Here is a 24,261-nt window from a genome sequence, read left to right as displayed (position 1 = left end):
TCCTTACTTCACATCCATGGAGTACACGGAGTCAAAGTTTTCCTTGTACTCCTCCTCGGTCAGTTCCAGAGTGCCGGACTTGTGCTCGCCGTCAAGATCGCCGCCGGACGGGCCCCAGGGGTTGGCCAAGACAACGATCTTCTCCCCGGAGTCGTTGGTTTTCACGTCTACCACGATGTATGCGTGGTTGGGGACGACATCGGTGCGGTTGACTTCGTCGGACTCCCAGAACCAGTCAAAGTCCTCGTCCTTGACATCTTCCGTGCCCACAGAAACGGCTTCACCGTTCGCGAGCTTGTCCTCAAGCTCATCCAGGCTCAGCTCGCCGTCTCTGTCGGCGGACTTCCCCGTCATCAGCTCCATGGCATCGTTGCTGAATCCGCCGTTGATGTCGTTGTACGAGCCGCCGCGATGCTCGGCGGCCGCGCGCTCGTAGATGGAGAGCCAGTTCGGCTGGCCGTCGGCACCCCGGACGCCGCCCGGTGTTGACTTAGCCTCAACAGTGACTTCCACCGGTTTCCCATCTTCGTAAAGGGTTACTACCCAGTGGGCCGGAGGATCGCCCACGGGACGCATATGCGTGGCGAGGAATTCGTCGAGTTTGCCTTCCCTGTCCAGCGTCTGGGCAACCGAGCCCAGTCCTGCCAAAAGCCAGCAGTCGCCGATCTGTCCTTGCTGGATATCTCTGGGATTGCCGGCGGCGGGGTCGTCGCGGACGTCACCACGGACATCGACATCAGGGAGATCCGGGTTCAGGGGACCAGGGTCTCCGGGAGGATTGGAGTCCGGCTTGCCCGGCGCGCCGGAATCGGAGGCTCCCGAGCTGGCCTTGTCCTGCTCGTCCGCATTGCGGTTCAGCTTGCCTGCCTGGTCCTGCAGATCCAGGGCGACACGCTTCAACATTGGGCGATGTTCGGAATCCCACGCGGCCCGGAACATCGAGGCGTCCCGTCCGTCCCATGAAGAGTTTGAAATGATCTGACCCAGCTCCATGGAAAGCGCAGTCATCTTTTCGGAGTGCCGGGACATCGTCCTGGCGAGTGCCCGCAGTTGTTCGATGTCAGCACCGTAGAATCCCGGCATCTGTCTGTCCCCTTTTGTCTTGAGATTGAAGCCAACGCCACGGTATTTCAGCGCAGCGGGCATCGGATGGGAGAACGTCCCCCGTCAGCCGGCCGGTATCTCTTTCGGATCGCACGCTTTGGAATCAACCGGGACGCTGATGCGAAGGTAGGCCGGGCTCTTGGACTCGACGGTCACTGTGGCACCGGCTGCGTCCGTGCTGCTCGCAACCACCCAGCCGCCGGGGACAGGGTCAGTTCCGTCGAAGGCGGGGAAGCCGTGCTTCGCCAGGATGGGGTCGCCGGCGGAGAAGACTTCGGCAAAATGCTTCGACGGTTCCACGATGTCCGCGCTGCTCTTCATGGTCTGCGGGTACAGCATGCATCTCCCATCCTTGAGTAGGGCCATGCCGGCAGGCTCGTCAACAGTCCAGCTGATGTCGGGCATCTTTTCCTCCAATGCGGCGATGAACTCAGCGCGCACGGCATCGTATTTCGTGAAGCTCTCGGCCACCGGCGCCGGGGCCGCGGTGCGGGGCGGGCTGCTGCTGGGTGCGCCAGGAGTCGGCCGTGCCTCGCAGCCGGCCAGGAAGAGTGCCCCTGTCACCAACAGCGCTGCAATCAAAATTGGCCGTTGCCGGAGCGCGTTTCGGCCCATTCGGCAGTCCATTTCTTGCCCCCATTCCATGCCGGCCCTGCATGACCGGCCCATCATGCGATGCTTTCACAGCTCAGCTGCTTCCCGCGATGGGGAGGACAACCCATGGCAACGCGGCGGAGCCGACAGGAAGTCCCTGCCTCGGCTGTGAGGTGACCCAAGAAGGCTCAACGCTGACGTGCGTCAGTTCAGCCGGTTGGCCTGCGCCCTGGTTGCCAGGATCTTGTCCAGGGGCTTGGAGGGAACTTTGCCCGCGCAGGCGGCCCTTTTTCTGTTGTCTTTCAGAACCGGCGAGCCTACCATCCTGTTACAGGGCGTAACGTAATTGAATGATCACGTGAAGCCGCTCACTGTCTTGTTCGGAGAGGGTGCAATGCCGTGAACTCTGCTGAAAATTCCCCAAGCGATGCTGCGCTGATCGAGGCCGTCAAGCCCTGGTTGTCGCGCCCCAACATTGTGGGCCTGGACGTGGGACCCAAAGCCGTGGACGGTCAAGTGACGGACGTGCGCTCGATCGTGGTGCACGTGGTGAGGAAAACGCCTGTGGCCGAGCTTGGTGCGGAGGACTTCCCCATTCCGGAGCAATTCGCCGCCCATACCCTGGGCGAGGACGGCACCGTCCGTGAGGTTACGGTTCCCACCGATGTCGTCGAAGTCGGCGACGTCCGGCTCGACATCAACAACGAACGGATCCGGCCTGCCGAGGGCGGATACCAGATCAGGGCCGAAAACATGCCCGGGACCGGCACGCTTGGCGTCAACATTGTGTGGGCATCCAAGTACCGGCTGATGACCAACAACCACGTCATTGCCTGCAACGGCAACGCCGGGGCTGATGTGTACCAACCCAGCAACGGGGTGAACAACAAGATTGGCACGGTCAACGGATTCATCCCCGTGGTCACCTACCCCAGCGCCACCCAGCCGCACCCGCATTTCAACACCCAGGACCTGGCCTGGACCTACCTCACGCCGGCCACGGGATCCCCGGAGATCACCCAGATCGGCGTCCCCAGGGGCGTCCGCGCCCCCGTGCTGGGAGAGTCGATCGTGCTGGTCGGCAAGCAAACCGGCTCGGTGCAGAAGGCGAGCATCGCGAGCGTGGCCTACACGACGAAGGTTGAGTGGCCCGCCGCAGGCAGCTGGGCCTGGTTCGATACGATGATCCGCCTCGATGCCAACGTGACCCAGCCAGGTGACTCGGGCTCGGCGTATGTGGCCCTCTCCGACGGCATGGTGGTCGGCATCCACGTCGCCGGGAACGCCTCCTTCTCGTGGGGATGCCAGCTTTCGCCGTTCTGACCGCAGGCGCCGGGCTCCAGCGCCCGGCGCGGCGGTCCTGACCCTCTTTGAAACGCCGACTGCCCCGACACGCCGTAGGCACGGTGTGTCGGGGCAGTCTGCTGTGCAAAGAAGGCCAGGAAGGCAGGACTAAAGGCTAGACGCCCAGCTCTTCCTTCAGCGCGGCCACGTGGCCCTGCGCCTTGATCTGGTACTGCGTGAGCTTGACCTTGCCTTCGCGGTCCAGCACCACGGTGGAGCGGACCAAGCCTTCGACGATTTCGCCGTCAACCAGCTTCTCGCCCCAGGCGCCGTAGGCGAGGGCCACGGCGTGGTCCTCGTCGGAGAGCAGCGGGAACGTGAGGGCGAAGTCGCCGGTGAAGGCTGCGAGCTTCTCCGGGGCGTCCGGGGAGATGCCCAGGACGTCGTAGCCGGAGGACTGCAGGCTGGACAGGTTGTCGCGGAAGTCGCAGGCTTCCGTGGTGCAACCGGGGGTGGCTGCTTCCGGGTAGAAGTACACAATCACATTGCGTCCGATGTAGTCGGACAGCGAGACCTTGGTGCCTTCGGCGTCGAGCAGCGCAAAATCGGGTGCCTGCGTGCCGACGAGGAGTTTCTGGGCCATGGTGATCCTTACGTTTCAGTCAGCTGGTGTTGCCAGCGACGGTTCGTTCTTCGGCGGGTTCTAACTGTTGTAAACAGCGTGGCTAGATGCTGTATTCCGCCGGTCCACGCACTGTTGCATGGGGTCCTGGTACGAACTGGTAGCCACCGCCGCGCACCGTGGAAATCACGTGCCGGGCGGCGTGCAGCTTCCGGCGTACCCTTCCAACGTATACGTCGATGGACCGAAATGCAGCGCCGGGAAGGTCAAATGACTCCAGAAAACGCTGCAGTTCCTCGCGGCTGATGGCCCGCGAGCAGTTCACCACAAGGTAGCGCAGCAGCTTGTATTCCATGCCTGTGAAGCTCACCGGGACGCCGTCCAGCAGGACGGTGTCCGCGGCCAGGTCGATGGCCACCTGGCTGCGGCGCACGGCCAGGGAGACGGGCGCGACGGCGGTGCTTCCGGCGGCGAGTGCCTCACCCGCGCCGGCCGGAACAGCCTGTCCCAAAGCATCGGCGAGCGTAACGGCGGGGTAGGTACCGGCGTCGGCGGTGTCCTGTGGAGTGCCGCCCCAGGAGACAGCGCCGACGCCGGATTTTGCTGCTCCGTCGGCGGGCCATATGCGGACCTCCGCTGACGGAGCAAGTTTCAGGGCGCGGGCCAGCACCATTTCAGCTGCCCGGGCCCACACTACGGGATCGATGTCCTGGTTCTCGCCGGGCTGGACCCACAGAGCCAGTCCGCGGGCGTTCAGCCCGGGACGCCCTGCGGACCCGGGACGCCGGGTCACCGCAGTGCGGCCCGGTGGCGGACCATAGGCGTTGACGGCCATGGCGGTGGGCCTTAGACGCCACCGCGGCGGATCAGCTTGCCGCCGGGGTTCTGGCCGTCGATCACGGTGCCGCGCAGGAACGTCTGGCGGACGACGCCGGAGAGCGCCTTGCCGTCGTACGGCGTGATCGGGTTCTTGTGCTTGAGCTTGGTAACGTCCACCACGAACGCCTCGTCCGGCGCGAAGATGGAGAAGTCCGCATCGTAGCCCAGGGCCAGCTGGCCCTTGTTGTGCAGGCGGGCCAGTGCGGCGGGCTTCTCTGCCATCCAGGAAACCACCTGCTCCAGGGTGATGCCGCGGTGGCGGGCCTCGGACCAGATCAGGGAGAGCCCCAGCTGCAGCGAGGAGACGCCGCCCCAGGCCACCGCGAAGTCGCCGTTTTCGAGGTCCTTGAGGTCAAGGGTGGAGGGGGAGTGGTCGGAGACGATGCAGTCGATGGTGCCGTCCTGCAGGCCCTTCCAGAGCAGCTCGCGGTTGGAGGCCTCGCGGATGGGCGGGCAGCACTTGTACGCCGTGGCGCCGTCCGGGATTTCCTCGGCCATGAGGGTGAGGTAGTGCGGGCAGGTCTCCACGGTGAGGTGGACGCCGTCGCGCTTTGCCGAAGCGATCATGGGCAGTGCGTCCGAGGAGGACAGGTGCAGGATGTGGGCGCGGGCGCCGGTCCAGCGGGCACGTTCGATGACCTCGGCGATCGCCTTGTTCTCGGCGCCGCGGGGGCGGGAGGCCAGGAAGGTTTCGTAGTGGTCGCCGCCGGGGTGCGGTGCGCGGTCGATCGCATGGGAGTCCTCGGCGTGGACGATCATGAGCGAGTCGAAGGACTTGAGCTCGGCCATGTCCTCTTCCATCTCGTCCGCGTCAAGGTGCGGGAACTCGTCCACACCGGAGTGCAGCAGGAAGCACTTGAAGCCGAAGACGCCCTCGTCGTGCAGCGGGCGGAGGTCCGCCTTGTTGCCGGGGATGGCGCCGCCCCAGAATCCGACGTCCACGAACGCCTGGTCCTTGGCCACCACGCGCTTCTGCTCCAGGCCGTCCACGCTGGTGGTGGGCGGGATGGAGTTCAGCGGCATGTCGATGATGGTGGTGACACCGCCGGCGGCTGCGGCGCGCGTGGCGGAGGCGAAGCCCTCCCACTCGGTGCGGCCGGGCTCGTTGACGTGCACGTGGGTGTCCACCAGGCCGGGGATGAGGGTCTCGTCGTCTGCCAGCTCGATGACCTGGGTGCCGGTGAGCCCGTTGCCCAGCGGCTCAATGGCGACGATCACGCCGTCGCGGATGCCCACTTCGCGGGCGGTGATGCCGGCGGTGGTCAGGATGCGCTGGCCGCGGATGACGAGGTCATAGGCGCCGATTTCTTCAGACATTGAGGTACTCCTTGTTTTCTGTCGCCGTGGTGCTTGCGGGAAGCCCTGCCAGGTGAGCGCCGATGCTCTTGCCCAGTTGTTCGAGCAGCGGTCCTGCTTCAGCAATGCATTTGTCTACGTTTGATTCGAGGTCTGTCAACGCGTGGACCTGCTGGAAACCAGCGTCCGAAAGTTGTTCTTCGCTCAGCGTACTGCGGCCGCATACGGCGATGACAGGGACGCCGGCGCGCTCGGCTGCCCGGGCCACGCCCATGGGCGTCTTGCCGAGCAGGCTTTGTTCGTCCAGGCTGCCTTCGCCGGTGATGACCAGGTCCGCGCCTTCCAGCCGCTCGTCCAGCCCGGTGAATTCGAGCACGACGTCGATGCCGGGACGGCGGTTGGCGGCCAGTGCGGCGATGGCAATGTAGCCCACGCCGCCGGCGGCTCCCGCGCCGGGTGCGACCGCGGCGTGCTCGGCACGGACGCCCAGCTCACCGGAGAGGACCGTGACGAAGGTGGCCAGGGCCAGGTCCAGGGTGATGACGTCGTCCGGCGTCGCGCCCTTCTGCGGTCCGAAGACCGCGGCGGCGCCGCTGGTCCCGAGCAGGGGATTGTCGACGTCGGACGCCAGCGTGAAGCGGGTCTCCTCCAGGCGGGTGTCCATGCCGGAGAAGTCGATCCGGTCCAGGCGGGCCAGGGCGGCGCCGCCGCCGGGGAGTTCCTTGCCCTCGGCGTCCAGGAACACCGCCCCGAGGCCCTGCAGGACGCCGGCGCCGCCGTCGGTGTTGGCGCTGCCGCCCACACCGAGGATGATCTTGCGGCAGCCCAGGTCCAGGGCGGCGCGGATGAGTTCTCCGGTGCCCAGGCTCGTGGCGGTGGTGGCCGTCCGCGAGTGCGGGCCGTCCGGAAGCAGCGCCAGCCCGGAGGCTGCGGCCATTTCGATCACGGCTTCGCGGTCGCGGACAGCGAAGTCGGCCTGGACCGGCCGGCCCGTGGGGCCGGTGACGGTGGCGGTCCGGCGGGTGAAGCCGGAGCCGACGGCGGCGTCGAGGGTGCCCTCGCCGCCGTCGGCCACCGGAATGCGGGTGGCCTCAAAGGCCACGCCTGACGCTTCAGCGAAGCCGGCCAGCAGGCCTGCTTCCAGGTGCTTGGCGACGTCGGGCGCGGACAGCGAGCCCTTGAACTTGTCCGGGGCGATGACCACACGCATTCCGGTACCTCCTTTCAGTTTCTGTACTAGTCCAGCAGGGCGATGATCGCGGTGGGGGCGTCCTCGCCGCGCTCGGCCAGCTCTTCGAATTCGTTCACGCCGTTGATTTCGACGCCCATGGAGATGTTGGTGACCTTTTCCAGGATCACTTCAACCACCACGGGAACCTTGAATTCGGCCATGAGTGCCTTGGCCTTGTCGAACGCGGCCGGCAGATCGGAGGGGTTCTCCACGCGCAGGGCCTTGCAGCCCAGGCCTTCGGCCACCTTGACGTGGTCCACGCCGTAGCCGTTGGTCTCCGGCGAGTTGATGTTCTCGAACGCCAGGGACACGTTCTGTTCCATCTCGAAGCCGCGCTGCGACTGGCGGATCAGGCCCAGGTAGGAGTTGTTCACCACTACGTGGATGTACGGCAGGTTGAACTGTGCGCCCACGGCCAGTTCTTCGATCATGAACTGGAAGTCGTAGTCGCCGGACAGGGCAACAACGGTCTCGTCCGGCTTGCCGCGGACAACGCCCAGGGCGGCCGGGGCGGTCCAGCCCAGGGGGCCTGCCTGGCCGGCGTTGATCCACTTGCGCGGTCCGAAGACGTGCAGCAGCTGTGCGCCGGCGATCTGGGACAGGCCGATGGTGGACACGTAGGTGGTGTCCTTGCCGAAGGACTTGTTCATCTCTTCGTACACGCGCTGCGGCTTGATCGGCACGTTCTCGAAGTGGGTCTTGCGCTGCAGGGAACCCTTGCGGGCGGTGCACTCGGCAACCCAGCCGGAGTAGTCCGGCAGGGACTTGGCTGCCTGGCGCTCACGGGCGATTTCCAGCAGGCCGTCCAGGGCGATGCCGGCGTCGGAGGCGATGCCCAGGTCCGGCGAGAACACGCGGCCGATCTGGGTGGGCTCGATGTCGATGTGCACGAACTTGCGGCCGGCCGTGTAGGTGTCCAGGCCGCCGGTGTGGCGGTTGGCCCAGCGGTTGCCGATGCCGATGACGAAGTCGGAGGCCAGCATGGTCTCGTTGCCGTAGCGGTGGCTGGTCTGCAGGCCCACCATGCCGGCCATCAGGACGTGGTCGTCCGGGATGGTGCCCCAGCCCATCAGGGTGGGGATGACCGGAACGTTGAGCAGTTCGGCCAGTTCAACCAGCTGCGCGGAGGCGCCGGCGTTGATGATGCCGCCACCGGCAACGATCAGCGGGCGCTCGGCTGCGGTCAGCATGTCCAGGGCCTTTTCCAGCTGCTTGCGGCTGGCCTTGGGCTTCTCGACGGCGATGGGCTCGTAGGTGTCGATGTCGAATTCGATCTCGGCCATCTGCACGTCGAACGGCAGGTCCAGCAGGACCGGGCCCGGGCGGCCGGAGCGCATCAGCTGGAAGGCCTTCTGGAAGGCGCCGGGAACCTGGCCGGGCTCCAGGATGGTCATCGCCATCTTGGTGACGGGCTTGGCGATGGACTCGATGTCCACGGCCTGGAAGTCTTCCTTGTGCAGCTTGGCAACAGGTGCCTGGCCGGTGATGCAGAGCATGGGGATGGAATCCGCCCAGGCTGCGTACAGGCCGGTGATCATGTCGGTGCCTGCGGGGCCCGAGGTGCCGATGCAGATGCCGATGTTGCCATCCTGGGCACGGGAGTAGCCGTCAGCCATGTGGCTGGCGCCTTCAACGTGGCGGGCCAGCGTGTGGCGGATGCCGCCGTTCTGCCGCATTGCCGAGTAGAAGGGGTTGATTGCCGCGCCTGGCAGGCCGAACGCCTCGATGGCGCCTTCCTTTACCAGGATTGCGACGGCAGCGTCTACGGTGCGCATCTTAGCCATGGTGTACTCCTTGAAAGTCTTTGGGGTGCCCGCTGGGGGCGGAATTTGGGTGTAGTGGGGGAGCCGCCGTCGTGATGTACGACGGCGGATCCCTGGTTTGCTTGTTGTCCGGCTACTGCCGGAGGTGCTTACTTGCGGCCCGGCTTACTTGCGGCCGGAGAGCTGCAGGACCTGCTTGAAGAGGCCGGAGTGGTCGAGGCCGCCGTCGCCCTGGTTGACGGTTGCGGCGACGAGCTGTGCGACGACGGCGCCGAGCGGGACGGCGACGTTGGCTTCGCGGGCTGCGGAGGTGACGATGCCGAGGTCCTTGTGGTGGAGGGCCAGGCGGAAGCCGGGGTCGAAGTTGCGGTCGAGCATCTTCTGGCCCTTCTGGTCGAGGACCTTGGAGCCGGCCAGGCCGCCGCCGAGGACCTTGAGGGCTGCGTCGGTGTCCACGCCGTAGGCCTCGAGGAAGGCGATGGCCTCGCCCAGGACCTGGATGTTGACGGCCACGATCAGCTGGTTGGCTGCCTTGACGGTCTGGCCGGAGCCGGCGGGGCCAACGTGGACGATGGTCTTGCCGACGGCGGTGAGGACCGGCTGTGCTGCCTCGAAGTCGGCTGCCTCGCCGCCCACCATGATGGAGAGAACGGCGTCGATGGCGCCCTGTTCGCCGCCGGAGACCGGGGCGTCCAGCGGGCGGATGCCGGCTGCGGTTGCTTCTGCGGAGAGGCGCTTGGCAACATCCGGGCGGATGCTGGATGCGTCGATCCAGATGGTGCCCTTCTTGGCGTTGGCGAAGACACCCTCGGGGCCGCTGACTACGCCCTCAACATCGGGGGAGTCCGGCACCATGGTGATGACCACGTCGGCGTCCTTGACGGCGTCGGCGATGCTCGTGGCACCCTTGCCGCCCTCGGAGACGAGCTTGTCGATCTTGTCCTGGCTGCGGTTGAAGCCGGTGACGGTGTGGCCGGCCTTGACCAGGTTGATGGCCATGGGGAGGCCCATGATTCCGAGACCGATGACTGCAACGTTGCTCATTGTGTTTCCTTTACTGAAAGTCTGTGTGGTGATTGCGGAAGCCGGACCCAACTAGGTAGCTCTATCTGTCGTTATGGGGGCCCAAAACGACACTTAGCGCTACTCAGTTGGGACTAGTTGGAGATGCGCTGGCGGATGGCCCAGGCGAAGGCCGTTTCCTGCGGTTCCTTGTACTCGAGGCCGATGTAGCCCTCGTAGCCGAGTTCGCGGCTGCGGGCGATCCATTCGCCGAGGGGGAGCGTGCCGGTTCCGGGAGCGCCGCGGCCGGGGTTGTCGGCGATCTGGATGTGGCCGAAGTCCTTGGCGTGGTTCTGGATGACGGATTCGACGTCGTCGCCGTTGACTGCCAGGTGGTAGAAGTCGGCGAGGAGCTTGACGTTGGTGGCGCCGGATTCCGCCTTGACGCGGGCGATGACCTTGAGTGCGTCTTCGGCCGTGAGGAGCGGGTACTTGGGGGCGCCGCTGACGGGTTCGAGGAGGACGGTGCCGCCGATGCCCGCAACGCCGGCAGCTGCCGCGGCGAGGTTCTCGGCGCCGATGGCGTCCTGCTTCTCGGCCGATTCGCCGTCGATGCGGTTGCCGTAGAGGGCGTTGAAGGCCTTGCAGCCGAGGCGCTCGCCGATGCCTGCAACGACGTCGATGTTGTCCAGGAATTCGCTGGAGCGGGCGGTCCAGGAAACCAGGCCGCGGTCGCCGCCGGGCATGTTGCCGGCGTTGAAGTTCAGGCCCGTGAGCTGGACGCCTGCATCCTTGATGGCGTTCTCAAACTCGGTGACCTGGGCGTCGGTGGGGACGGAGGTGTCGAAGGGCCACCAGAACTCGACGGCGTCAAAACCGGCAGCCTTCGCGGCTGCGGGGCGCTCGAGCAGGGGAAGCTCCGTCAAGAGGATGGAGCAGTTCACTGTGTACGTCATCGTAGGTCCTTCCGAGGAGGGGCTGGGATCTATCTTCCGGGCTGCTTGGCTCTTGGAGAATTTCCGCTTTGTGGAATTTAGATTCTGCTTTATGAAAAGTTTAGGGAATGGGAGGGGCGGAGTCAAGGGGGTGTGTTGACTCATGGGCCAACGGTGAGATGCTCGATCAGTTGGTCTCGATGCTTGAATGGTCCGGGGTCAACGCCCCACAGGCCGTTGGCGCAGCCGGTAAGTGAAATGGCTCGACGAAGGCCGCGAATCGCGCTACACCGGATGTGCGGCCACTGCCCGCAGAGTCTGTTGGTCCTGGCATGGAATCCGCCCGACCGTCCGGGGACCACCTGCGGCGACGATGCCGACCGGCTTCCGAGCCTGGAGGGGTTCAATGGGCCAGATCAGGCGCGCCTCCATGAGGGAGTCTTGGTGTCTGGCTTCATCCGGCACGAGCTCTGCAAATCCAACCACAATGCCCAGTCGGAGGAGAAGCAAGGCGACATGATCCGCAGTTGCGTCGTGCACTACCGCTCCGACGCTTCCGTGCCAGCACTGGTTCCCCAATGAGCGCCATCCATTGCGCGGATCGGTCTGAATTGTTCATCGGAGTCACTTCTGAACTGCCGTGCGTCACATAAGCCTTCGGCGAGTGTTGCGCCGACTTATGATCATGAGATGGGGTCGACTGGACAGCAGCAAGAATCAACGGGTGGTGGGAGTCCTTCAACGGCTGAGCGGTACCGTGACCGTTCCCGCTCAGCGGCGACACTCTTGGCGACTGCAACGGGGGCGCTTACCGCAGGACTGCTATTCTCATCGATCAAGAATGACTTATCGGTGTCCGCGCAGTCCTCCGCGTACGTTTCGTGGGTGCTTTTCGTAATTAGCAGCTGCCTCTATCTGTGGGCTTCCCTATATGCCAAGCCCGTGGGAAAGGGGTCTACGTCAGATTTCGCGACTGTCATCGTAGACAAAATCCGCTTGATTACGACGTGGGGATCCGTGTCTGGCGCTCTGGCCGCTGCTGCCCTCTTAGCTGTTCCACCATTGAACATACTCACTCCCGATGCGGGTAGGGATGTAGTAGTGGAACTTGGGAATGATGCCCCGAGGCTTGCGGAGTGCCCTGCGATAGGCAAATCGTTCAATGCCGTTGTCGCGCTAGGAAATCTCAGGGGAGCCTCTGATCTTGTTCCTTTCCGTGTGGCTCCGACGGATTGTGGAAATTCCGAGCGATCTGAGGCAGTCACGATTTATGTCGATCGAACGAAAGCGATGATTGTAGAACTTCCGGAGTCGAAAGATTGAATTCTGGAGGCTACGCTCCGGAGGCGCTGGTTGTCAGATGGATTCCGTTACTGACTATGAATCCCAGATGGGAAGCAGTTTGGCGTGATACCGTTTCCCGATTGAATAATCCCACTACGCCGATTCGGGAGTTCTCCGACAAGGACGATGTTGAATCTGATGTTCACTTCTTGGCCTACGAAGCCAATTGGCACAAGAAGATCGCTAAAGACGGTTCAATAGGGAATTCATTACAAAATTGGCCGCCTTCCCAGAATTCGCGAATAGTTCTCGTCTCATGCGATAGGGCAGCCTTTCCAAAAGTTTCTGAGAAGCAAGTTCAAACTCTTGCAAATCAGACTCTTGGTGACATTGGTAAGCAGCGCCACATTTTGCGCGTATACACCATCGATAGTCTTAGAACGCAAGTTGAGAACCTGATTCTGCAGACAATGATTGAGCATGGGATGGCTCTGCCTTCCGAACAAAAGCAGGTATTCGAAAAATCCCTTTATGAGGAGGCCGGCGGATGGAACGCACGGGACATCTAATTCAGCCAGCTTGGGTATGTGCCGTTATGGCTCCGTGGGCAGTGTCACCGCATCCGAACTTCTCCCGGGAAGTGGTGGATGGTCCGGGGCTACTTGGCCTGGTTAGCCAACTTCGCACCGACGATTACGAGAGGTATCGGGATGTTTTGGCTCCTGAATCGTCCGATTGGGTACTGCAACTTGTCGAGGCAGCAAACACGTCAGTGATGGAATCTACCATCGGGCGAGGTGCCGCACTCTTGTGGAAGTTTAGCGAAGATGTATCCCTTCCCTTCGGGGCTCGCGCAGCCGCCGCCATATTCGCTAGTGTTGCCCAAGTTGAATTAGACGAACCTGAACTAGCTGTGAGTGGGTTGAGGGACTTGATTCGATATTCCGATTCCCTTGAGGAAAGTAGGAGCCAGAGCCTAGTGCGGAAAGCGCTGCTCATCCAACTGGCTGTTCGGGAAAATGAGATGAGGGATTTCGATGCTGTTCGGCGGACTCTGAGCAATCTCAATGGTTTCAAACTTTCTTCTGGCCTCTGGGAAACCTTCGAAGTATCTAGGGGCGTTACTTGGTCTTCGAGTGTCGTGCAACGAGATGTTTTGGATGCGATTCGGAACCATTTCAGGATGATGGAATCAATCATCGAGGATATCGACGGGGAAAAATGGGTCGATGTGGTGCGGTCGCGTATTTCGTGGCCGGACACGCGGATCCTGTCGCAAGCGGGGCAGAGAGACCGGGAGCTCGTAAACCAGCGTTACTTGGACGAAATGGGTGCGCGGCCAAGGAAGGCGATTATGTCTTCTGGCCACCCAGCGTTGCACGCAGCGTGGAGCAGCCTGCTTGCTGCTGAACTTTCTGCGAACCCACATGAGATCCATCGCTGCCGACTCGGGCTTGCACAGGCAAGATTACTCATCGAGGGTACCGACGCATCTGCCGTACAAGATGCACTGAGGCTCTTGCGCCTGACCGAAGACAGGGAGGCTTTGGAGGTCGCAATACAAAACGTTCAGTCTCGTGGGCCAAGCAAGGCGTTGGCGGAAGAGGCTCGCGTTATCGTCGGGCGCTCATCGTTCCCTTCGAGAGTTGCCGGATCAGATCTCATAACAGTCTCTTCGGCGGCCAACTTCTTGGGCGAAACTGAGCTTCGTCTTGGACTCGACGCTGCGTTCAGTCTTTTGCGGTCGACTGAGCGGAGGAGCTTCCAGGACGAAAGGGCATTATGGGGCGCCATAACGAGGCTTCTTGCGGATAGCGGAGCCGATGAGCACGTAGCCTGCGAAGCCATCGAAATCCTGCGCGACTCACCAGATGTCCGAATCCTGGAGAACACTCTTCAGGCCCTTCTAGAGGAAATTAACTGGGACAGTGTTTCAACTTCGACCAAGGAAGCATGGAGGACTTGGGGCGAAGCGCGACTCAACGACGGGACGGCAAAAGAGCTTGCCGCGCAAGCTGCAGTGATTGGCGGTGCGTCCCTTCAGCAAATACATGAGGGGTTGTCTGACCTTGAAGTCGCGACGTACATTCTGAATCATCATTCCGAGACGGAACCGGTCCCGGCACAAGTGTTGGAACGAGCGGTTGCCGCCGCCTTGGAGGCAATGGAAGCGGTTCGGCGAGATTCCCGAACAGGTGGAATGTCGGTGGGGGGGTACGATTCCGGTTCTTTGGGCGTGAGTCTCGCGGTGCGTTTCGATGTGCCCGAGGTGTGGAACGGAGTTACGAACTTGGTGACGGATGATGCCGTCGACGGGTATTTCAAAGCTGGCGCGCTTGATCGGATGTCGTACCACATTGAACTGCTACCCGAATCTGCCCGGAAGAATCTCGTTTCAGACTGGTCCAATGTCATCAATTCAGTATTCCGAGACCATCCATTCGCAGACGAAGTGCTGCCCCACTTTGCAGAAGCAATTCGACTGGGGGCGGCATTGGGATGCCTTGAGCGTGATGAAGCCGTTGGCGCCATAACTGAGCTTTCTGGGGGCAGCAAGCGGAGTCGAAGCGCGGCATGCCTGGCTGTTCCTATGGTTGCTCAGTCCTTCCATGACGAGGAATGGGGCCAGGTCGTGCTCCTTCAATTGACAACGGATGCATCGCCGGAAGTCCGGGCATTGGCGGGCAAGGGCCTTGCCGAAATTGGGGGTTCGCAGTCCAGCATGACCGCCATCGCCAGCCGACGCCTACTATCCCTCTTGCAGGCAGACGGCATTCGGATTCCATTGCGGACACTTCATGGACTGCAACGGGCGGCAGAACAAGGGTGGAACTACGACCAGCAGATTGTTGAAGAAGTGTCGTCCATTGCAAGCCTTCGTCCAGCACGAGTGTTGCGGAGAGCAGCTGGAGAAGTTCTCAAGCGCCTGGCGATGCATCCAGCAATCGACGGGATGTAGGTCTGCAGATGTCGGATCCATCAAAGACCCGAGGGCTTGGCTTTCTCCTCAAATCCCAGCTATCGCACGAGCCATGAGTAGGTTTGCAGTCCGCGGCAATAGCCTGAGATGCGTGGATGCGGCTCCCATTTGTGCGGATACCTGCATCAGCTAGGATGACTCAATGACCGGGGCTCAGGGCACACGCGAAGGACGACTTCGACAAACAGATCGAATGCTTAAGCAGGGGCTAAGCCTTGACGAGATAGCAAAGAGATTGGACGTGCAAAGGCGAACCGTTTCCGGCTATGCGCAGGAGCTTGCGACGCATCCTCTGCCTGACGAAAATGACGTCTTTGGCCTTGTCATCTACCAGAATCCAGAGTATGTCTCAGCCTTGCTCCAACAGCTCTTTGCAATTGGTCTCCCTGTGGAAGAGTTTGCGGAGACTTTCAACGCCGGAATGCGGCAACGAACAACCGAAGCGGGGATAAACGGTGGTGCCAAATTCGGTCTCAAGCTCCCCTTCATTCCGGATGCCTCTGCTCACGTCGATGCCGAGGCTAGGACCAGAGGCGGCTCCGAGGACAAGAACGAGCAGCGCCAACACCAGAAGTTCTTGTTTACTCAGGCGAATTACCTACATAACGTGCGAGCGGCCCTGGATGAACGTGGGCTCGTATTCAAGGTTGCGGGCGCGAACACCCTTGACCAGTTGAGGTCGGGGGTGTTCGTAGAGTTCTCGGCTTCATTCGAGCCCAACGAAGTGAACAGCATCCTCGATCTAGCCACGCCGGAACTCGTTGCCGCCATAGTCAAACACAGGCACAAGACGGATGCGCTTGAGGCTTTTGATTTTGACTCATCGCACGAAGCGCGGCAGGCATTTGCCATGAAGGTGAGCATCGAAGCTGATTCCAAGGCTGAGCTTGCCGCTGCAGCGACAGTGGCGGTCCGTCAAGACTTCAGAAACGAAACGACGCGTGAATACTTCGGGACCATCAGAGGGATTGACAAATCGTCAGTAACAGCAGTGACTATATGTGACACGGAATATTTCTTGAATCAAGACAAAGACAGAATACTCGACGGGACCTTTAGGGTCTTGGGCAAGATTGCCGAGATCAGCATGGAGCCGGTGTCAATTCTGAGCCGGAATAAGTTCCTCAACCGCATGCGGCAGTCAATGCTCGACGACTTGACGGAACGACTTGATGCGCTTACGCAGGATGGCCAATTTGATGCATCGCTGAAATTGGGTTTGGTCCCACCAGTCTTGAAAGTAATCCCGATTGCGATCTACCTGTAGTTAGCGTGTTCCACGGCGCGCCCGCCTCGGACAGCTGAGCGTCCCCACCCGTCCCCAACCCTCTACCCACCACCCCCGCACCTCCCTAGAATTACAGGACAATCGTGCGGAGCTCCCCGCCTATTGCCCCGCGCGGAAAAGCCCTACCAAGGGAGCGTCATGCGCCGCAGAACCCAGAATCCAGCACAAGCATTTCGCCGCACAGCCATCGCGTTCATTGCGCTGGCGGCCCTGTTCATCCCCGCTCCACTCGCCACCGCCAAGCCGCCCACTGCCCAGTCGCTCATTGAGCTGACGGGCGCCACCGGCGCCGAAGGCATCGCCCCCGGGCGCGGGAGTACCTTCTACGCCGGGGACCTCATCCTCGGCGACATCTACCGCGGCGACATCCGCGCCGGCACCGCCCAACTGTTCATCGACGCCCCGGCCGGCAGGGCCGCCGTCGGGATGACCACCGACCTGCGCAACAGCCTGCTGTTCGTGGCAGGCGGCGGCACCGGCCATGGCTACGTCTACAACACGGACACCGGAGCCGCAGTGGCCGACTACCAGCTGACCACACTGGGCGGCTTCATCAACGATGTCACCCTGACCCCGGACGGCGCATGGTTCACCAACTCTGCCCGCGGTGAACTGTACTTCGTGCCGGTCGGCCAGCACGGTGAGCTGGGCGACGTCGAGACCCTCACCCTGAGCGGTCCGGCCGCCAACACCTCCTCCGCGTTCAACCTCAACGGCATCGCCGCGGCCGCCGGCGGCAGCACCCTCATCGTGGCGCATTCGGGCAACGGCGCGCTCTACACGGTGGACCCCGCCACCGGCGCCAGCGCAGCCATCGCCGGAGTCAGCGTCCCCTTCGTCGACGGCATCACCGTCCAAGGCAGCACCCTCTGGGCCGTGCAGAACGGGCTCAACCAGGTCAGCCGCTTCACCCTCGCGCCCGATCTCTCCTCCGGCGTGATGCAGGGCGTTATCGAGAGCGCCGACTTCCAGACCCCGACGACGGCGGCCCTGTTGGGCAATACGCTCGCCGTGGTCAACGCGAAGTTCTTCACCCCCGGCGCCACCGAATTCGAGGTGGTTCTGGTCCCGGCCCGCTGAGCCCGGCCGCCTAACGTGTCCTAAATGGTTGAAAAGCGATACCGCCGCGACCCATGTCTCACGGGTCGCGGCGGGTAGGAGGCGGTTGTCCTCTTCAGCTGATGTCAGAGGCTCAGTCCAGGCTCTTGATCACCTTCATTGTTGGATGCGAAATAATGCGGTGGATCCCGGGGAGTTTTGTCATCTTCTGGGTCTGGAAGCGTTCGTACTCGTTGCCATCCGCGACGTCCACCCTGACGATGTAATCCGGCACGCCGTACACCCGCCGGACCTCCGTCACTTCGTCAAGCGCTGCGACGGCTGTTTCGAAATCCTCGACCGTCTGCCGGTTGGTCATGGTGATCTCGACCGACATGATGACGCAGAAGCCCCTTCCCGCGGCCGCTGGGTCGATAACCGCCCGGTATCCGGCGATTACCCCGTCGTCTTCCAGCCGTTGGACCCGCCGCAGGCACGGTGCGGGCGTGAGGCCCACCCGGCGGGCCAGTTCGAGGTTGGTCAAACGCCCATCTTTGGAGAGCTGCAATATGATTTCTCGATCCACGGCATCGAGCTTTCTTTGATTGCTCATAAGACGAGAATACAGCGCAGATTAGCAACCATATGCTCATCAAATCTCTCTACGATTGCTTCATGACCGAAAATACCTCGCAGAGTGTGCTTCCCGCGGCCGGATGCGCCGCGGCCCCTGCCGCTCCGGGGGATGTCCGGCTGGCCATCCGAGCGTCCTTCCCTGCGCTCCTGGCTGCACTGCCGATGGGCGTCGCCTTCGGCGTGGTGGTGGCACAGTCGCCCCTGGACTGGTGGTGGGCACCGGTGTTCGCGACCGTGATTTTCGCCGGCTCCCTCGAATTCCTCATCCTGGGAATGGTGGTCACCCTAGCCCCGCTGGCGTCGATCGCAGCGACCGCGTTCCTGGTCAACTTCCGGCACGTCTTCTACGCCCTCTCGTTCCCCTTGCACCGCGTGCACGGCCGCGGCGCCAAGGTCTACAGCACATTCACCCTCACTGACGAGGCGTGGGCCCTGACGACATCCCCTGAGGCGCAGACGTGGAGCCGGCGCCGAATCCTCGCCATCCAGGCCTGCTTCCAAGTCGCCTGGGTGGGCGGGGTCACCGCCGGCGCGCTCGGCGGAACCTTCATCCCGGAAGGGGTTGTGGGCCTCGACTTCGCCCTCACCGCATTTTTCCTGGTCCTCGGCCTCGATGCTTACCGCGTCCGCCGGAGTATCCCGCTCCCGGTCATCGCTCTCTGCTGTGCACTGGCCGGCTATGTGGTTTTTGGCGAGGGAATGCTCGTCGCCGCCATGGCCATGTTCGTGGCATTCCTGCTTGTGCGCTATGCCCTCCAGCAGAAGAAGACTTCCCATGCCTGAGCCGGCCTACATCCTTGCCGCCGTCCTGATCAGCTCGGCCGTCACGTGGACGTTAAGGGCTGCCCCGTTCGCCCTGCTCGCCCCGATCCGCCACAGCGCCCTGCTGCCGTACCTCAACGAGAACATGCCTGTCGGCATCATGACCATCCTGGTGTTCTACACGGTGCGGCACGTCCCGCCGGCCTTCACGCCGGCGACCGCCGCGATCGCCGCAGGGTTCATCGTCACTGCAGGTCTTCACCTCTGGCGACGTAACGCCGTCGTCAGCGTCCTCGGCGGAACCGCCGTCCACGTCGCGCTGGCATCAACCCTCCCTGCCTGGCTCTGACCGTTCTTCGTCCCCTACTCTCGGGTCGATGCCCTCCATGAGGTGAGTGAGTTAAGGACGGGGCTGGCTGGAATCAGAGTCGGGCCACGACTATGGTCGGGCGGAAATCCTGCCTGATGAGGGTCTTGCCGTTCGGCAAGGGGTACTCGCAGCGGCCCAAGGCTGCAAACCCTGCATCCGACATGGCTGAGTCCAGCGCCTCGGGGTCGATGTCCGATGACACTGAGGCGAGAGCGTCGAACGACGACGCGTAGTCCGTCGAGCTGACGAAGCCTGCCGCGTCGTTGCGTTGGATCACGCATGACAGCACGCCGATGGAGCCGGCATTCGCGGCCGCGAAGGCGGCGAATTCTTCGGCGCCGACGTACTCCACGATGAGGTTGGCGATGAGGAGGCCGACGGGCTCAATCCTCACGGAACGGTCGATGCTCGTCTCGATCAGATGGAGGCGATCCCCGAGGGTGTCGTGGTACAGGGCTTCGCATGCGTCGAGGTAGTCGGCGTTGATGTCGTAGCCGTACACGGCATCCGTGGTTTCCGGGTTGATGAGATCGAGTCCGTTGCCTCCCGCGACCCCCAGCACCCCGATGGTACGGGACGGGTACGCCGCGAGTTGTTCCCCGGTGATGTGGTGGAGCTGTTGAAGCTGCCCGACCCGCGCGTCGCTCATGTGCTGCTCGTACACGCCGAGGTCGATCCCGCGCCAAGGATGCTCGGACGTGTCCCGGCGGCGATCGGGGGCGGTCACTGCTCCGGACCAGACCGGTGAGCTCGCCGGCGCATCGGCCGGTCTACCGCCCAGAGCTTGATGTGATGGATGCCGTTCATGCCCCAAGCCTTCCACATTGGCACGAGCCTAACCACTCAGATTTCAGGCACCTGCGGCAACACAAGTCCAGCGCTCAGTTGGCTGCCCAAAACGCAGCCTTGAGTGGCGGTCCGCCATACCGTCCAGGAATCCTTAAATGTTCGGTGAGTGTCGTGCCTCGAACACTGGGCGGCCATCAGTCGCCGCTGACCTTCTGGGGCTCACCGGACGGGCAGCCAGTTAAAGCGTCCGGCGTCGCTGGTGTCCCTGCAAGCTAGCGAAGTTGGATGAGACCAGCATTGGTTGGACGGAAACCGCATGCCTCCAGGTAGAAACTCTTTAGGTGCTCGTCGAAGTCAACATGAAGCCAGTCGCAGCCTGCCTCCCTTGATTGCTCGGTTGCAACGGCGATGAGTCGTTTCCCGATGCCCTGCCGGCGAGCCCTATATGCCACCAATGTGTCTTCGATGAACGCGTGTAATTGACCGTCCCAGATCACATTGACGAAGCCCACGAGGCCGTGGCCGTCGCGGGCCGTGACCCAACCCAGACTCAGGCGCGAGAGAACATCCGTCCAATCGGCGTCAACGAGTGCATGATCGAAGCCTTCTGCGTGCAGCCGGTTGATTTCTTCGTTCCGAACCATTCCGCGCCATTCAAAGGTGATCGTCATGGTGAACAGCATCGCAGATTGTCGCCGCTCGGCACTCGCCCGGGAACAGGCATCGGGCGGCGCACGCTCGAACGGTGGCATCAGCGGTACCGGGCTGGAGGAATCCCTGCGTTTGATCTTCAGCCACACTCTGACCGCCGGACGCGACGCGTTCCGGCCGAGACCGAGCCTGGCAACGCTGCATCGTCTCGCGGTCGCGGAGGCGCAGCGCCATAAAACCCGGGAACTCGACATCCTTTCACCAGCCACGGGGACAGGCCTAGCAGCACGCCCAGAAGGCCGATAAACAACGCGAGGGCCATGTCCCGTGCAGAGGGCGCGTGGTGGCTTTTCGCCGCCAGGGCAAACCATCCCACAGGCTCCTGCTCTGGGCCTGCATCAGTTGTGGACATCGGAATTCAGGCAGCAGTAGGCTTTTCAGGCGGGCACACGTGAGCAAAGTGCCCGTCAATGAAGGCGCCCCAACCTCTTGTCCGGCGCCGCGTTTGGGCCCATGCACTGGGGCAACGAAGAGGCCTTATGGTGCCGCAGCCGGCTGTGTCGCCGGCCCGGCCGAGCATAGATTGCCATTCATCCATTGGTGGAATTCCCACTGCATTCCCAAGAGGCAAGCAATGAAAACTCAGATTCGTCGATTCCTTATGCTGTTCGTCGCCGTGCTTTTCGTCTTCACGGCCGGGCTGCCGGCAGCACAGGCAGCCAACCCGAAAGCCAGCTGTGTGGGCGTCATTGTGTCGACTCTGGCGCCGGCGGGCGAGCTTGACGTAGACGACTTCAAGGCTCTCGCCGAGAGCACTGGGGCACCCACGTTCGGACAGTTCGTGAAAACCGGAGCGCAGCTGCACCTGGGCTCCATGGAGGCGTGCCTTCCGTAGCATTCTGCCCACTAGGTTCTGGATTTGATTGCTCTTCGGCGGCGTTCTTTGTTCGCTTGGCGTCGCTTAAGGGGGGATGCGACGCGATTAGTTCGTGAGGGCTCGCGGCCGCCTGTGAATGTTGCTCGGGACATTCCGGGATCGCGGGCAATCTGCGCAGCGGGCTCGCCGCCCTCGACCTGGCGGACAGCGCTTCGAGTCTGACAGTCCGTGACCTCGTGGCGTCGGCAGCCAAAGGGCCTTTCCAGCTTCTCGGCGCTTGCTGATGGAATCGGCAATGCGTTCGCGTTTGATCCCTTGTTCCAGTTGTGCGAGAGCCGGCCATGATCGTGAACAACATCGACCCCATGGGTGTCGCGATGATCAACCTGGACGTCATCGGCTCCGAGACCGGCGGCCAGACGATCCGCCTGCTACCGATCTGTCGCCTGCTGTCGCTTCGAAGCGCGTGCATAGCCGATCAGTGTCGGCGTTATGGGCTGCTCCGAGTGTCTTGTAACTAGCGGTGGATACAGCGAATCAACCAGAAGGTTGTGAGACATAGTCACAAGAATCGCCGGCCGCGGACAAACTCGCACGATTCCACGAAAATTAAGGCGCTGCCGTCGTAGCAGCTGTTCAGCCGGTGAGACGTCTCACATCCGTAGGGTTGCATGACGCCATGAGGTGTTGCACTTGGGGCACCTTCACAGGGCATCTAATCGGGCGGGGTATACCGGCATGTCAGCTCCAGCATCCGCACAGGCAGTATTTAGGGGCGCTGGGGCGCCCGATGATCGACCGGCTTACGGCAGGGTTAGGGACACTACTCAGCACGGCGTCGCCCTGAACCGACTGGCTTGTCCCCGACGTGACGCACGATTCAGGGCCCCCTGTTAGAGGCTGAGGTATTGAGTTTCGGTCGAACTGTCCCTGTAGGTCACTTCGATGGCCACGGGTTGGTCGGAAGAGTTTGTCAGTTCAGTACCGGGAAGCCAGAAGGCGAACTGACCTTTGGAGACGGTGGCCATGATCCGTTCGCCGGTCGCGCTGGTGTAAGCGATGGCGGCAACGTCAGTGCCAACCTGACCAGATGCCATTGAGAGCGGATTGTTTGCGATTACACCTGTTCCGAGCTGAGTAGCCATGACCCCTCGGGGTGTGAGCGCCTTACCTTTTCGGGGGTTTCCCACTGAACCGAAGGATCCTTTTTTGAACCATGGTGCTGTGGTATCCGTGGTGCACGTTGCTTGAAAGCCGTCGACTCCAGTGAGGACGACAGTGGTCCAGGCGCCGCGCTTCTCAGCGATAGCGACTTCTGCTGCTGCCAGATCGTTGGCATACATGCCGCTGCCAACACCTTGACTAGAGCGGACGCAGTCGGAGACCGCACTGACACGCTCGGGGCCGCTCAGCTCACCAGGAGCGGCGGTCCACGTCGCGAAGGCCGGGTCCCCTCCCGAGAGTGCGGGCACGACGAGGAACCCGGCCGTGGCTGCCAGAGCTAAGGCTCCCAAGGTGAGGGCTCGCCGGCGACGGCTGGGTCGTGACGTGGTCGTTTTGTTTTCCATGGGTCCGGTTCCGCTTGCCGGAGCAGTTGGGCGGGACCTGAGAATCTGTTCCAGGTCTTTCTGTGAACGGTGCCAGTCGGGAGCTGTACTCTGCTCGGCTGCGTCCATGGACCGTAGAAGTGTGTCAATATTTTGGTTGTTTTTCATGGTGTCGAGGCCTTTTCGGGAAGTGCCGCAGGCACGGCGGACTCGTTCTGGGGGAAGTGGTCGAGGAGTAGTCGCAGGGCTCGTCGCGCTCGGGCTAGGCGGAGGCGAAAAGCCACGGGAGAAATCCCCACGACCTGTGCTGCTTGTGGTGCGGAGAGCTTCTCGAAGATCGCGAGTCCCAGGGTCTCTTGGTGGACTTCGGAGAGAAGCGCCCAAGCCCTGCCAAGATCAACGCGGCTGCTGACCAGGTCAGCGTGAGAAGGGCGATGAGATGCCGCCGTCGCCTCGGCTAGGCGGACACCCAGGGCCTGCCGTCGCTGTTCTCCGCGGCGAGCATTCAGCATGAGATTTCGTGCGATGCCAAAGACCCAGGCTCGGGCGTCATCCTGGAGCGTCGGCGCTTCCGAAATTCGTCGCCAGACTATAAGAAACGCCTCGGCCACCACGTCCTCAGCATTCGCCGCTTCAGTGCGACGCTGAACGAACTTCAGTAGGTCGGCATACGCAGATTCGTATAGTGCCCGAAAGGCCTCTTCCCTGTCAGGGGCTCTCGATAGGTAGCTCATACCCTGTACTTGTCCGCCACATACCTAAGTGTGTTGCAGTCGTCCGAAAATTCTCACAGCCCGCGCCCTCAAAGCGGTAAACAGCGAATCTCAGCATCCCTGAGGCATCGCGCCAAGCTCTTGCCGCCGCAAGCACCCGGTAAAGGATCCTTTGCTGGACATTGGCATGCCTTACGGTCGACCGGATCGATCACGTCAGGCGCTACTTGGATGACGCACTGGTTACTGGTCGTCATGCCCAGTAACCAGTGCGTCATCCGGCGGGCAACGTCCCATATCACCGCAGCGTTAGGTGGAAGCCCCGATCGCTCCCGTAGCGCGGTGGACCTCCCGGACCTGGCCTGGCTCGAACAGGCAACCACCCTCACCAAACTACGGGCTGGACACGTACTTACCGGGTATACGCGTCTTGGGCAGGTTCAGAGTCGAGCATATGTTTTTGTACCTGCATTTTCTGCAGCAACCTGCCCGATTCCGGTACCTCGCAACTGCGGATGCCCGCACGAAAGCGCCAGAAGTAGGAATATGTCGACGAAACTGCAGGTGCTCTCGACCGATGAAGCAGGGCGTGAAATCAACGCTGGCCCTCGAGCAC

At 62.4% G+C, this 24,261-nt stretch carries 23 protein-coding genes; 9 read left to right on the top strand and 14 right to left on the bottom strand.

Annotated features, from left to right (window positions below; all coding sequences use genetic code 11):
* Window positions 1-3: 3 nt before the first annotated feature.
* Both NVV90_RS17900 and NVV90_RS17895 read right to left on the bottom strand, forming a co-directional pair.
* Window positions 4-903 (bottom strand): C2 family cysteine protease, encoded by a 900-nt coding sequence (locus NVV90_RS17900; RefSeq protein ID WP_258438590.1) that lies wholly within the window; start codon window positions 901-903, stop codon window positions 4-6.
* 264 nt (window positions 904-1,167) lie between these two features.
* Complete coding sequence (locus tag NVV90_RS17895; RefSeq protein ID WP_258438589.1) at window positions 1,168-1,668, bottom strand: hypothetical protein; 501 nt, start codon at window positions 1,666-1,668, stop codon at window positions 1,168-1,170.
* 429 nt (window positions 1,669-2,097) lie between these two features.
* On the opposite strand from NVV90_RS17895, the gene NVV90_RS17890 reads away from it, so the two are divergent.
* Window positions 2,098-3,021, top strand: coding sequence for a S1 family peptidase (locus NVV90_RS17890; RefSeq protein ID WP_258438588.1), 924 nt, complete (start codon window positions 2,098-2,100; stop codon window positions 3,019-3,021).
* 136 nt (window positions 3,022-3,157) lie between these two features.
* Here the strand turns inward: NVV90_RS17890 and bcp are convergent, their stop codons facing one another.
* The 7 genes from bcp to NVV90_RS17855 all read right to left on the bottom strand — a co-directional run bounded on the left by bcp (window position 3,158) and on the right by NVV90_RS17855 (window position 10,731).
* A complete protein-coding gene (bcp, locus tag NVV90_RS17885; protein ID WP_258438587.1) occupies window positions 3,158-3,625 on the bottom strand; it encodes a thioredoxin-dependent thiol peroxidase in 468 nt (155 codons plus the stop codon).
* 82 nt (window positions 3,626-3,707) lie between these two features.
* Complete coding sequence (locus NVV90_RS17880; protein ID WP_258438586.1) at window positions 3,708-4,439, bottom strand: winged helix-turn-helix domain-containing protein; 732 nt, start codon at window positions 4,437-4,439, stop codon at window positions 3,708-3,710.
* An 11-nt stretch (window positions 4,440-4,450) separates the two neighbouring features.
* Window positions 4,451-5,800 (bottom strand): allantoinase AllB, encoded by a 1,350-nt coding sequence (gene allB, locus NVV90_RS17875; RefSeq protein ID WP_258438585.1) that lies wholly within the window; start codon window positions 5,798-5,800, stop codon window positions 4,451-4,453.
* Window positions 5,793-6,989, bottom strand: a complete 1,197-nt coding sequence (locus NVV90_RS17870; protein WP_258438584.1) for a glycerate kinase — start codon at window positions 6,987-6,989, stop codon at window positions 5,793-5,795. The genes allB and NVV90_RS17870 overlap by 8 nt, the downstream gene beginning before the upstream one ends.
* Window positions 6,990-7,015: 26 nt before the next feature.
* Complete coding sequence (gcl, locus tag NVV90_RS17865) at window positions 7,016-8,794, bottom strand: glyoxylate carboligase (protein ID WP_258438583.1); 1,779 nt, start codon at window positions 8,792-8,794, stop codon at window positions 7,016-7,018.
* Window positions 8,795-8,938: 144 nt separating this feature from the next.
* The gene (locus NVV90_RS17860; protein WP_258438582.1) at window positions 8,939-9,817 is read right to left on the bottom strand and encodes a 2-hydroxy-3-oxopropionate reductase; all 879 of its coding nucleotides are present in this window, start codon (window positions 9,815-9,817) and stop codon (window positions 8,939-8,941) included.
* A 113-nt stretch (window positions 9,818-9,930) separates the two neighbouring features.
* Window positions 9,931-10,731 carry a hydroxypyruvate isomerase family protein gene (locus tag NVV90_RS17855; RefSeq protein WP_258438581.1) on the bottom strand — a complete coding sequence of 267 codons (801 nt, stop codon included), beginning with the start codon at window positions 10,729-10,731 and terminating at the stop codon, window positions 9,931-9,933.
* A gap of 1,403 nt (window positions 10,732-12,134) precedes the next feature.
* On the opposite strand from NVV90_RS17855, the gene NVV90_RS17850 reads away from it, so the two are divergent.
* The 4 genes from NVV90_RS17850 to NVV90_RS17835 all read left to right on the top strand — a co-directional run bounded on the left by NVV90_RS17850 (window position 12,135) and on the right by NVV90_RS17835 (window position 17,342).
* The gene (locus NVV90_RS17850) at window positions 12,135-12,563 is read left to right on the top strand and encodes a hypothetical protein (RefSeq protein WP_258438580.1); all 429 of its coding nucleotides are present in this window, start codon (window positions 12,135-12,137) and stop codon (window positions 12,561-12,563) included.
* 410 nt (window positions 12,564-12,973) lie between these two features.
* A complete protein-coding gene (locus NVV90_RS17845) occupies window positions 12,974-14,953 on the top strand; it encodes a hypothetical protein (protein ID WP_258438579.1) in 1,980 nt (659 codons plus the stop codon).
* A gap of 163 nt (window positions 14,954-15,116) precedes the next feature.
* Window positions 15,117-16,241 carry a hypothetical protein gene (locus NVV90_RS17840; protein WP_258438578.1) on the top strand — a complete coding sequence of 375 codons (1,125 nt, stop codon included), beginning with the start codon at window positions 15,117-15,119 and terminating at the stop codon, window positions 16,239-16,241.
* A 159-nt stretch (window positions 16,242-16,400) separates the two neighbouring features.
* Window positions 16,401-17,342 (top strand): hypothetical protein, encoded by a 942-nt coding sequence (locus NVV90_RS17835; protein WP_258438577.1) that lies wholly within the window; start codon window positions 16,401-16,403, stop codon window positions 17,340-17,342.
* 112 nt (window positions 17,343-17,454) lie between these two features.
* Here the strand turns inward: NVV90_RS17835 and NVV90_RS17830 are convergent, their stop codons facing one another.
* A complete protein-coding gene (locus NVV90_RS17830) occupies window positions 17,455-17,913 on the bottom strand; it encodes an Lrp/AsnC family transcriptional regulator (protein ID WP_258438576.1) in 459 nt (152 codons plus the stop codon).
* 62 nt (window positions 17,914-17,975) lie between these two features.
* Here NVV90_RS17830 and NVV90_RS17825 point away from each other — a divergent pair, with 62 nt between their 5' ends.
* Both NVV90_RS17825 and NVV90_RS17820 read left to right on the top strand, forming a co-directional pair.
* On the top strand, window positions 17,976-18,719 hold the full coding sequence (locus NVV90_RS17825) for an AzlC family ABC transporter permease (RefSeq protein WP_258438575.1): 744 nt from the start codon (window positions 17,976-17,978) through the stop codon (window positions 18,717-18,719).
* The gene (locus tag NVV90_RS17820) at window positions 18,712-19,047 is read left to right on the top strand and encodes a branched-chain amino acid transporter permease (protein WP_258438574.1); all 336 of its coding nucleotides are present in this window, start codon (window positions 18,712-18,714) and stop codon (window positions 19,045-19,047) included. The genes NVV90_RS17825 and NVV90_RS17820 overlap by 8 nt, the downstream gene beginning before the upstream one ends.
* A gap of 73 nt (window positions 19,048-19,120) precedes the next feature.
* On the opposite strand, the gene NVV90_RS17815 is transcribed toward NVV90_RS17820, so the two are convergent.
* Window positions 19,121-19,795 carry a hypothetical protein gene (locus tag NVV90_RS17815; RefSeq protein ID WP_258438573.1) on the bottom strand — a complete coding sequence of 225 codons (675 nt, stop codon included), beginning with the start codon at window positions 19,793-19,795 and terminating at the stop codon, window positions 19,121-19,123.
* 334 nt (window positions 19,796-20,129) lie between these two features.
* Window positions 20,130-20,528: a GNAT family N-acetyltransferase gene (locus tag NVV90_RS17810; RefSeq protein ID WP_258438572.1), complete on the bottom strand. Its 399-nt coding sequence runs from the start codon at window positions 20,526-20,528 to the stop codon at window positions 20,130-20,132.
* On the opposite strand from NVV90_RS17810, the gene NVV90_RS17805 reads away from it, so the two are divergent.
* The gene (locus NVV90_RS17805; protein WP_258438571.1) at window positions 20,527-20,814 is read left to right on the top strand and encodes a hypothetical protein; all 288 of its coding nucleotides are present in this window, start codon (window positions 20,527-20,529) and stop codon (window positions 20,812-20,814) included. The genes NVV90_RS17810 and NVV90_RS17805 overlap by 2 nt on opposite strands.
* Window positions 20,815-21,142: 328 nt before the next feature.
* On the top strand, window positions 21,143-21,403 hold the full coding sequence (locus tag NVV90_RS17800) for a hypothetical protein (protein WP_258438570.1): 261 nt from the start codon (window positions 21,143-21,145) through the stop codon (window positions 21,401-21,403).
* 875 nt (window positions 21,404-22,278) lie between these two features.
* Here the strand turns inward: NVV90_RS17800 and NVV90_RS17790 are convergent.
* On the bottom strand, window positions 22,279-22,728 hold the full coding sequence (locus NVV90_RS17790; RefSeq protein WP_258438569.1) for a hypothetical protein: 450 nt from the start codon (window positions 22,726-22,728) through the stop codon (window positions 22,279-22,281).
* Between the two features lie 368 nt (window positions 22,729-23,096).
* On the bottom strand, window positions 23,097-23,666 hold the full coding sequence (locus NVV90_RS17785) for an RNA polymerase sigma factor (RefSeq protein WP_258438568.1): 570 nt from the start codon (window positions 23,664-23,666) through the stop codon (window positions 23,097-23,099).
* Window positions 23,667-24,261 lie beyond the last annotated feature (595 nt).

It is taken from the genome of Arthrobacter sp. CJ23, from assembly GCF_024741795.1.
Lineage (GTDB): Bacteria > Actinomycetota > Actinomycetes > Actinomycetales > Micrococcaceae > Arthrobacter.
This window is presented reverse-complemented; position numbering and strand designations above follow the sequence as displayed.